General features: G+C 41.4%; 8 protein-coding genes and 1 pseudogene. 3 read left to right on the top strand and 6 right to left on the bottom strand.

Translation table 11 applies throughout. The features are described from left to right. Positions 1–6 precede the first annotated feature (6 nt). Together tnpA and BPR_RS03855 are read right to left on the bottom strand one after the other, a co-directional pair. Positions 7–300, bottom strand: a pseudogene (gene tnpA / locus BPR_RS21600) (IS200/IS605 family transposase); the annotation flags it as partial. Between the two features lie 14 nt (positions 301–314). Beyond that, positions 315–503 carry a DUF551 domain-containing protein gene (locus tag BPR_RS03855; protein WP_042256479.1) on the bottom strand — a complete coding sequence of 63 codons (189 nt, stop codon included), beginning with the start codon at positions 501–503 and terminating at the stop codon, positions 315–317. Positions 504–584: 81 nt separating this feature from the next. On the opposite strand from BPR_RS03855, the gene BPR_RS03850 reads away from it, so the two are divergent. Next, a complete protein-coding gene (locus tag BPR_RS03850; RefSeq protein ID WP_013280150.1) occupies positions 585–1,724 on the top strand; it encodes an RNA-guided endonuclease TnpB family protein in 1,140 nt (379 codons plus the stop codon). 88 nt (positions 1,725–1,812) lie between these two features. Here the strand turns inward: BPR_RS03850 and BPR_RS03845 are convergent, their stop codons facing one another. The 4 genes from BPR_RS03845 to BPR_RS03830 all read right to left on the bottom strand — a co-directional run bounded on the left by BPR_RS03845 (position 1,813) and on the right by BPR_RS03830 (position 7,011). Then, positions 1,813–3,084 carry a sensor histidine kinase gene (locus tag BPR_RS03845; protein WP_013280149.1) on the bottom strand — a complete coding sequence of 424 codons (1,272 nt, stop codon included), beginning with the start codon at positions 3,082–3,084 and terminating at the stop codon, positions 1,813–1,815. 40 nt (positions 3,085–3,124) lie between these two features. Then, positions 3,125–3,787 (bottom strand): response regulator transcription factor, encoded by a 663-nt coding sequence (locus tag BPR_RS03840; protein WP_013280148.1) that lies wholly within the window; start codon positions 3,785–3,787, stop codon positions 3,125–3,127. 7 nt (positions 3,788–3,794) lie between these two features. Continuing rightward, on the bottom strand, positions 3,795–4,562 hold the full coding sequence (locus tag BPR_RS03835) for an ABC transporter ATP-binding protein (RefSeq protein ID WP_013280147.1): 768 nt from the start codon (positions 4,560–4,562) through the stop codon (positions 3,795–3,797). A 76-nt stretch (positions 4,563–4,638) separates the two neighbouring features. Continuing rightward, positions 4,639–7,011, bottom strand: a complete 2,373-nt coding sequence (locus tag BPR_RS03830; protein ID WP_013280146.1) for an ABC transporter permease — start codon at positions 7,009–7,011, stop codon at positions 4,639–4,641. Between the two features lie 482 nt (positions 7,012–7,493). Between BPR_RS03830 and BPR_RS03825 the strand changes: the two genes are divergently transcribed. Beyond that, on the top strand, positions 7,494–8,591 hold the full coding sequence (locus BPR_RS03825) for an ABC transporter substrate-binding protein (protein WP_013280145.1): 1,098 nt from the start codon (positions 7,494–7,496) through the stop codon (positions 8,589–8,591). 25 nt (positions 8,592–8,616) lie between these two features. Continuing rightward, complete coding sequence (locus tag BPR_RS03820) at positions 8,617–9,582, top strand: FecCD family ABC transporter permease (protein WP_330367338.1); 966 nt, start codon at positions 8,617–8,619, stop codon at positions 9,580–9,582. The last annotated feature ends 28 nt before the right edge of the window (positions 9,583–9,610 follow it).

Below are 9,610 nucleotides of genomic sequence, written 5' to 3'. Positions count from 1 at the left end.
CCATTGACCTTGACTTTCTATGTACTTCTGTATGGTGGCTGATGATACTTCACCTATGCTACAAGCAAAGTATCCGTCAGACCAAAAGATTCTCTTCTTTCAATACTGCTTAGACAGAAAGTTTGGATATTTTTGCCACAGATAGTATGTGGTCTGCTGATTAATAAGTTTTACAATGTCGCAAACTCTGTCCGTAGTATCGTAGCTTATAAGAAAATGTATATGGTCTTTATCAGTTTCCATAGCAATAATGCCGTACCTTTTGGAATTACTGATATCGTATATTTTGACGATTATATCTGTTATCCATACCGTTATTTCTCTGGAGGCGCAGGATACAGTATCCAGTGTGTGATTGTTCCATTCATCCAGTAATCTTGATATTCAAAGCGGGAAATGATGATATGTTGGTCACTATGGAATGGGGCATCATAGGTATGATATGCCAAGACCAACTCTCCGCTATTTGGCATTTTATCTGATACTTTAATCCATTTATCCATGCTAAAATCTCCTATAGATGATTGAATTTCACTAAAAATTATTATATCATATGGTTAGTGAAATAAAAACGAGGTTAACTTATGGAACAAATGACAGTTACGGCTAAAATACAGATATCCGTTAATACAGAAAGTAAGGTTTTACTTGATGAAACCATGTCTGTTTATTCTGATGCCTGCAATTATGTATCTGACTATGTGTTCCGTACTCACGACCTAAAGCAGTTCTCACTTAACAAGGTTTTGTATTCTACACTCCGAGAAGAGTTTGGACTTAAATCTCAGATGGCTCAGTCCGTATTTAAGACTGTCATTGCAAGATATAAGACCATTCTTGAAAATCAGAAAGAGTGGATTCAGCCATCTTTCAAGAAGCCACAGTATGACCTTGTATGGAACAGGGATTATTCCCTTACACAAAGTTGTTTTTCGGTTAATACACTGAATGGTCGTGTGAAACTTCCTTATTTTGCTGAAGGTATGTCTAAGTATTTTGACCATACAATCTATAAGTTTGGCACAGCTAAACTCGTAAACAAGCATGGTAAGTATTTTTTACATATCCCCGTTACTTATGATATCGAGGAATGCAATATCTCCGATATCTGTAATGTTGTTGGCATCGACAGAGGTATTAACTTTGTTGCTTCCACTTATGATAGTAAGCACAAGTCTGGTTTTGTAAGCGGTAAAGCCATCAAGCAGAAACGTGCAAGCTATGTCAAACTTCGTAAGGAACTCCAAATGCGTCAGACACCATCATCAAGACGTAGACTCAAAGCTATCGGTCAGCGAGAAAACCGTTGGATGCAGGATGTAAACCATCAAGTATCAAAGGCACTCGTTGAGAACAATCCGAAGCATACACTCTTTGTCCTTGAAGATTTGTCGGGCATTCGCAATGCTACAGAGCGTGTCAGAGCCAAAGACCGCTATGTGTCTGTTTCTTGGTCTTTCTATGACCTTGAGCAGAAACTCTCCTACAAGGCTAAACAGAATCAGTCTATCGTTATTAAGGTTAATCCTTGCTATACAAGTCAGTGCTGTCCTGTATGTGGGCACATTGAAAAAGCTAACCGTGACAAGAAGATACATCTGTTCACCTGTAAGAACTGTGGCTATAAGTCTAACGATGACCGCATTGGAGCTATGAATCTGTACCGTATGGGAATCAATTATCTTGAAGATAGTCAAGTACCTGATACAGTTATGGCAGAGTAAATCTTTGTCGTAAGGGGCGGTGTCAACCGTCCCATGATGCGACCCCACGGAAGTTCCACCGACAAAATGTAGGAGTTGTTAAAACGAACTACAGGGGAGTCGCAAGCCACGTACCTTTAGGTGCGTGGTAGTTGACTTTGTGCATGACGATAGTGACCTTAAACAGGTCTCCATCTATCGAAGCAAAGATTTCTCCTCCCATCTTGTTTATGAGTTTTCTGGCTATGTATAACCCAAGTCCGCTTCCGGGCCTTGCTGAAACATTGGAACCCCTGTAGAAGCTCTCAAATATACGCTCCATTTCGCTCTCTTTAAGAGTGCAGCCGCTGTTAGTAACAGTAATAAGTCTGGCATCCTCTTCATCACAAAAAGACATTCTGATATACTCTCCATCACCATATTTAATGGCATTTTCCATGATGTTCTGCAGGGCTTCAACAAATCTGTCTCTGTCGCCCCGAAGCAGAATATCCGTAAAACTGTCAATACTAAATTCTGTTCCAAGAGGTCCCAGCTTATCCTGATAGTAATCTCTTATCGGAGAGATAGCTTCTGATAAATAAAACTCCTGATCCTGTACCCGTAGATCCAGGAAGTCTTCATCCGAAGATTTGATTATCTTTGAAATATACTCTTCAATCTCTCCGGCATTTTTCTCGATTTTTTCCCCAACTTCCTGTATCTTATTCTCTTCTTTGTAGAGGTTCTTTTTAAGTGCTGCGCTGTACAGCTTGATCGCAGAAACAGGGGTTTTAATATCGTGGGATAAAGAAAGCAGGAATACATTTCTCTCCTTTTGAAGCTCCAGATTTTTCTTTTTTTCCTCTTCAAGCTTCTCTCTCAGCATATCAAGCCCCCATAAAAACTCTCCAAATATTCCGTTTTTCTCTTTGGAAAGTGGGAGCGTTAAGTTTCCCTTGGATAGGTGCCCAGGGTATTCTGCAATTTGGTTAAAATGTCTGATGATTGTAATGTAGAAATAAACCAGGAAAAAAATCAGCGAAAGAATAGTCGCTCCTATAGAAATAATGGCCGCTTTATAGACTTTTTTTCTTTCTCCGGACAGATCAACAGAATACTCAATACGGTAAAGTCTGCCATCAATATCTGAAATATGGTAACTGTCTCCGGTTGAAAAAAATGAATCACCATCCTCGGGTTCATATCTATGCACTCCTGAGATAGTTTCATACCTTGAAAGATCAGGGATATAGTCAGGATCATCTGCATTCTTAAGTTCGTTCTCAACTCTGTTAATCTCTATCTTGTATAGATTTGCAGAGGTTTTATCCTCATTTGCAGACCAAAACAAAGCTATTCCCGAGATCAGAAACAACATGACTACAAAGAATATGGCCATTTTAAGATAGTTTATCGTAATGTTATTAGTAGAATTGTCCTTATTCGTAGCGGTACCCCTTCCCCCACACGGTTATGATCCTCACAGGAACTTTGGGATTATCTTCCAGCTTCTCCCTGAGCCTTCTGATATGAACTGTAAGAGTCTGTTCCTCCGACTCTGAGTCCGAGCCCCAGATCGTGCTGAAAATATAATGTTTCACAAGAGTATGCCCCTTGTTCTCCATCAGGAGCTTTAAGAGTTCAAATTCCTTGGTGGTAGCTTCAATAACCTGGCCATCTTTTATTATCTGCTCATGGACAAGGTCAAGCGTTATGTTCCCATCTGTAATTTCATCAATGGCAAGGCGCCTTTTAAATATGCCCTTGATCTTGGCTATGAGGATATCTATATCATAGGGTTTTTCTATATAATCATCAGCACCGGATATTAGGGCACTGAGCTTATCATCTTTGCCCAGCTTGGCGCTCACCATGATAACCGGGGTGTTGGATTTTTCCCTGACTTTATCAAGAATCCTCATGCCACTTGCGCCGGGCAGCATTATATCAAGCACAAGAAGCCTTGCACCATATTTTTCATACAGTGCAAGGGCCTTGTCACCATCTCCTGTTCCGGATACGGTGTAACCTTCATTTCTCAGGAAATCCACAAGAACTTCCCTTAGTTCCTGATTATCTTCAACCACTAAGATATCTGTCATAGTTTTTTTACCAGCCCATCTCTAGTAACCAGTTATTGAGCATTCTCTCCCTGTCCCTCAGGTTTTCTTTGCCCTCAAAGTTTCCCAGTTTGTACTCTCCCTGAATGTTTCCATCGACGATATACAGTACTCTCGAGCATCTGCTCGCAACCTTGACATCATGTGTGACCAGCATGATCGTTGTGCCCTCCTTGTTCAGGCCAACCATCTCATCCATAACTTCATCAGAAGCTGTGCGGTTGAGCGCTCCGGTCGGTTCATCTGCAAATATGACCTTGGGATTATTGATCATGCTCCTGCAGATACAGGCTCTCTGAAGCTGACCACCTGAAACCTCATTGATATCATTATCAGCAGTTTCCTCGATTCCAAGCTTTCTCATGAGAGCTCGTCCTCTTTTCTCAGTATCATTTCTGCTCTCCCTGCATTTGCGGGATTTAACTGCCGGTAATATTATATTATCGAGAATTGAGAGATTTTTCATCATATACATCTGCTGAAATATAAATCCCATATCATCAAGTCTTACGTCAGCCATCTCATTATCGTTTAGGTCAGACAGCTCTTTTCCGTCAAAAGAGACACTTCCTGCAGTCATTCTGTCCATTCCGGAGACTGTGTACAAAAGGGTTGACTTACCTGAGCCCGAAGGGCCCATGATTCCTACCATTTCACCATCTTCTATGGAAAAACTTACATTCCTAAGAACATTATTCTGTTTTTTATTAACTACATAGGTCTTGCACAAATCCTTAACATCTATAACTTTGCTCATGTCTTTCTCCTATTTTTGAATCCTATTTCTACTGATATCTGTTACTATGTATGGCTCACATTTCTACTGATATCTGTTACTCAATATTTCCAAGGGCATCTGCTCTAACAGTCCCGGCGTAAAGGGATGTAATAAAAGCTGCTGCCACAACCGCTATAGACAGGATAGCAGGATACAGTATGAAAACTTCTGCAGGAACTATCTTGTACTCAATTCCGGACATAGCGCCCATTATCGCAAATATCCTGTCACAGACAAGTCTTGTAAACGGAATTGTCATTATAGCCGAGATTACTGATGCTATGACCATGAGAGACGCAAATCTCAAGGTGTGCTGAGCACATATCGCTCTGTTCCTAAAGCCAATAGCTTTCATCAGTGCTATCTCTCCCGTTTCCTTGCTGATAAAGGATCTCTCCATCAGCACTGTAACAAGACATGCTATTATAATTGCCATTACAAGTACCAGATTCTTGGCGTAATTTAGAGTTGACGCTGAGCTTGTTGATTCGTCAACATACTCTGCCTTGTCAAATATTTCCTGTGTTTCAAAAATATCTTTTAACTTCTCAATCCTCTCCTCAATAACTTCATCTGTAGGATCATCGTCGAAATCTATCTGAAAAGCATGGGCAGATACAGCATCAATTTCCCTGACAGGAACATCCTGATGGAGCCTTCCGACTTTTCCAATCTGGTTAAAAGAGGAAAATGTGGCTGTTATGAGGTACTCTCTTTTCTCTCCATTTATCTCCATGGTAACCTTATCGCCAATTTCCGCGCCAAGGTCATCTAGTATCTGCCTTGTAAATGCCACTTCGTTTTCATATAAAGGAGCCATTCCGCTGCTGTAGACATATTCGGTGGTTTGAGTATCCTTACACTGCTGCATCATGACCTGGATTTTTTCATTATCAAACGTGACAGGAATGTTGTACATGAGCTCCACATGGACTTTGCCAGGCATCTTATTTTCTTTTAGCTTATCCTCAATATCCTCTATGATGTTCCTGAGCGTATCTTCATCCCTGCTTCCCATGGTTTCCATGATTCTCTCGGTAGAAGCCATGAAAACATCACTGTCAGTCGTTCCCATGAGGAAGAGAAGTTTATCACTCATCAGAGTGTTGGCCGTATTAGCCAGCATGGTTATTAAAAGAAGACATACTGTAAATGTCACAAGCATGCTCACATACTGCCTGGGCTTACTGAGAATGTCGTTGAGTGCAAGGAAAAGATTGGAAGATAGCCTACTCCTCGAGAGGGTGATCACAGCTTTTTTCCTGAATCTCTCTCCTGTCTCCCCGTTTCTCACTGCATCAATTGGGGACATTTTCCTGATGCTGCCTGTGCATCCATAGCAAAAAAGAACTATTATTGCCACAACTGCTATTGCGCTCACAATCCCTATAAGTACATGGTTCTCATTTCCAAGGAGAAGTCTTTTGCTGACGCTCTTAAGCAGAAAATCGCCAAAAGGAATGCTCAGAAAATAGCCTATTATAGCGCCGATGCAGGCTAAAAACAGGTATTTAATGAGATAAAGGCGTCTTATGGCACCGGCTTTTAGTCCAACTGCCTTCATAACTCCAATTTCTCTGAAATCCTCAGCCTGCGTGAATTTGATAGTGAATGACAGCATGGCAAAAGAAATAAGGATAAGGCATATGCTGACTACCATCAAAAGCCCTGCAGTCACCATATCAAGCATAAAGGTCATCTTGAGAACAGACGTATCTATTGACAGAAGTGCTCCCTGAATGTCAGACAGCTCCTGCTTGAGCGCCTTGAGGTCATCTGTGAAAATATAATAGATGCTGCCTGTATGGAAAAGCCTTACTTCATCTTTATCCATGTATTCATCTGCATCACGACCGTTCATCAGAACTCTTGGATTTCCCATATAGGGTGAACCAAAGAGCGCATCCTTGATATATCCGTCTATAATGAAATCTTTGGATATCCCTTCAATCTCGATGCTGACCTTATCTCCAATAGTTGTTCTGGATTCATCGGCAAGAAGCCCTCCCAGATAGATGTGGCCCTCAGGAATTTCCTCTATCACTTCATCATTAGCATCAAAGTAATTAAGTTGTCGTTCCTCTATTGAAGTTATAAGTCCGGTATTTTCAAAATCCACATATTTTTTACCGTCTTTTTTAAGGTTCTTGGAGGCAAGGTATATGATGTCCTCTTTCTTGGTATCCGTAACTGATTTAGCTCTTTTTATGGCGTCATCTGCCGGGCAGCTTCCGTTTTCATTGAGGGTCAGAACTATATAGTCAGACATTCCGGCCTTCTCAGCAAAGTAGTCGATGCCTCCGTACACCGAAACCATATTGTTGGCACTACTTGCTGCAAACATCGCAGAGAGTATCACAAAAAGCAGGAGTACCGTATTCATGATCTTCTTGCGCTTTAGATCATTTCGCAATATTCTGAAAAACATTTTTGTGTCCTTTCCTGTTACTGTTCATTTTTAGAAAAAGAGCTTTCTTCTGAATAAGCTTTGTTTTCTGCAGTAACACATTCTTTATGTATCGTTTGCAAACAGTATAGTCAGGAAATTATTAATCAATCCTTAATTTTGAATTGCCTTGTAGATACATCCATATACTGCATTATTTGATTTAAGATGAACGAGTCAGTACACTAGTCCAATATATATGATATACGAATTCCTCCATGATTAACATAATTCATATGAAGCATTTCTGCCTGCTCATATGAATCATTTTCTCACGAAATGTGCAGCATAGTGCACATTTCTGTCTGAACAGTAACGCTCATATCACTATACGTTCCAGCAAATATCACCTTGCGCAATAATATTTTACAAAATACGCTTGACATCTTGTTAGCAATGTGTAACAATCCTTGTTAGTTTCCGCTAACGAATAGTTAGCATTTTATGAAACGAGGAGAGACATAATGAAAAGAAAATTATTATCAGTACTAACTGCGCTTGCACTTACAGCAGGCGTTACAGCATGCGGCTCAGCCGATAATGCTGACAATATAAATGAGGAATCATCTGCTCTTGAAGTGACAAATGAGACAGCTGATAGCGCTGCTCCAGAAGCTAATGCAGACAGCACATCACTTTCAAACAGCAATGCTTCTTTTCCTATGACAATTAAACACGCACTCGGCGAAACAGTTATTTCTGAAAAGCCAGAAAACGTAGTAGCTATCGCATGGGGTAACCCTGATGTTCCTCTTGCTCTTGGAGTTGTTCCTGTAGGAATCTCTGAGGCAAACTTTGGACCACGCGATGAGAACGGACTTCTTGCATGGACAGCTAATGCTTTCACAGAGCTTGGTGCAGAGCCAAATGTTTTTGACGATACAGACGGATGGGACTATGAGGCGATCGCAGATTGCGCTCCCGACGTTATCCTCGCAGCTTATTCAGGACTTAGCCAGGAAGAATATGACAGACTTTCAGAGATTGCTCCTGTTGTAGCATATCCTGAGATTGCCTGGTCAACAACCTGGCAGGATGAGACAATTAACGACGCTTCTGCTCTTGGTCTTGAAGACGAAGGCAGAACTCTTGTAGCAGAGACTGAGGAACTTATCGCAGAGAAGCTTTCCGAGTACCCTGATCTTGAGGGTAAAAAAGTTGGTTTCTTCTGGCTCAGCGAAGATGATCTTGGAACTTTCTATATTTATACTAACAATGATCCAAGAGCCGCTTTCCTTGGAGACCTTGGCCTTGTTACATCGGAAAGTGTAACTAATCTCATCGAAGATGATACAGCTTTTTCTATAACTGTAAGTGCTGAGAATGCAGATCTCCTTGATGATGTTGATATCATCATCACTTACGGTCAGGAGTCACTTGTAGAAGCTATGCAGAAGGATGGAAGATTCTCCAAGATTCCTGCTGTTAATAACGGAGCTTTTGTACTTCTTGACTCAAACGATGTACTTGCAGCTGCAAGCACACCAACTGTTCTGTCTATACCATATTGCATTGATGATTATCTGAAAGCGTTAAATGATGCCGCAGCAAAAATACAGTAAATCAAAAATCTTAATATTCGCAGTTTTGGAAATAGTTATCGTGGTAGTAGCGCTGCTTAGCTCAGTAGCTTATGGCAGCAAGAGCATCCCCTTTGGGGATGTTCTTGGCTACCTTTTTAATTCCGGTAGCGATTCCTTTGAGGCTGCAGTTATAGCCGCCAGAATACCAAGAACAGTCTTTGGTGTTTTGGCTGGTTCTGCGCTTGGGGTATCCGGTGCCCTGATGCAGGCAATAACCAGAAACCCTGTGGCAGATCCTAGTATTCTTGGTGTCAATACAGGGGCTTCTCTTATGGTGGTGATTGGAATTGCTTACCTCAATATTAGTTCAGGGCTTGGGTTAATTGGCCTGTCTTTTGTAGGCGCAATACTGACAGCTCTTTTCGTCTATGGAATTGCTTCCTATGGATTTGGCGGTGCCAATTCACTTAAGCTTGCTCTCTCAGGAGCCGCAGTCAGTACTGCCCTCGGAGCTTTAGTCAACACCATAATGCTGCCTGATTCTCAGGTAATGAAAGAATTCAGATTCTGGCAGATTGGCAGTATAGGCGGTGCCACCTGTGATGATATCAGGCTCGTACTTCCTTTTGTGATCATAGGAATAATCATGGCTCTAATTCTTGCATCATCCTTAAATGCTATGGCACTTGGGGATGAAATGGCAGTTTCTCTCGGAGTTAATGTAGGCCTTGTAAGGGCTCTTTCTGCACTGGCGGGTGTCATGCTGTGTGCTGTCGTTACAGCAATTGCGGGACCTGTCGGCTTTGTAGGGCTGATGCTCCCCCATCTTGTAAGGCAGCTCCTTGATAATGATATGAGGCTTATAATTCCTTTTTCTGCTGTTGGCGGGGCTGGGCTTCTGGTGATATCTGACGTGATTGGAAGAGTTCTGGGGCGTCCCGGTGAACTGGAAGTCGGCATAATTACTGCAATTCTCGGAGCTCCTATTTTTATCTGGATTGTAGCAAGAAGTAAGGCTAAAGGTATGTAAAAAGATAGCGTAAATATGAGCAATATTC

Origin of the sequence: Butyrivibrio proteoclasticus B316 (assembly GCF_000145035.1) — a bacterium.
GTDB lineage: Bacteria > Bacillota > Clostridia > Lachnospirales > Lachnospiraceae > Butyrivibrio > Butyrivibrio proteoclasticus.
The sequence above is the reverse complement of the archived record's forward strand: the minus strand, read 5'-3'. Positions and strand labels throughout refer to the sequence as shown.

Coding starts and splice junctions, on each gene's coding strand:
- BPR_RS03855 (WP_042256479.1), bottom strand. CDS start 503: ATGGATAAATGGATTAAAGTATCAGATAAAATGCCAAATAGCGGAGAG.
- BPR_RS03850 (WP_013280150.1), top strand. CDS start 585: ATGGAACAAATGACAGTTACGGCTAAAATACAGATATCCGTTAATACA.
- BPR_RS03845 (WP_013280149.1), bottom strand. CDS start 3,084: ATGGCCATATTCTTTGTAGTCATGTTGTTTCTGATCTCGGGAATAGCT.
- BPR_RS03840 (WP_013280148.1), bottom strand. CDS start 3,787: ATGACAGATATCTTAGTGGTTGAAGATAATCAGGAACTAAGGGAAGTT.
- BPR_RS03835 (WP_013280147.1), bottom strand. CDS start 4,562: ATGAGCAAAGTTATAGATGTTAAGGATTTGTGCAAGACCTATGTAGTT.
- BPR_RS03830 (WP_013280146.1), bottom strand. CDS start 7,011: ATGTTTTTCAGAATATTGCGAAATGATCTAAAGCGCAAGAAGATCATG.
- BPR_RS03825 (WP_013280145.1), top strand. CDS start 7,494: ATGAAAAGAAAATTATTATCAGTACTAACTGCGCTTGCACTTACAGCA.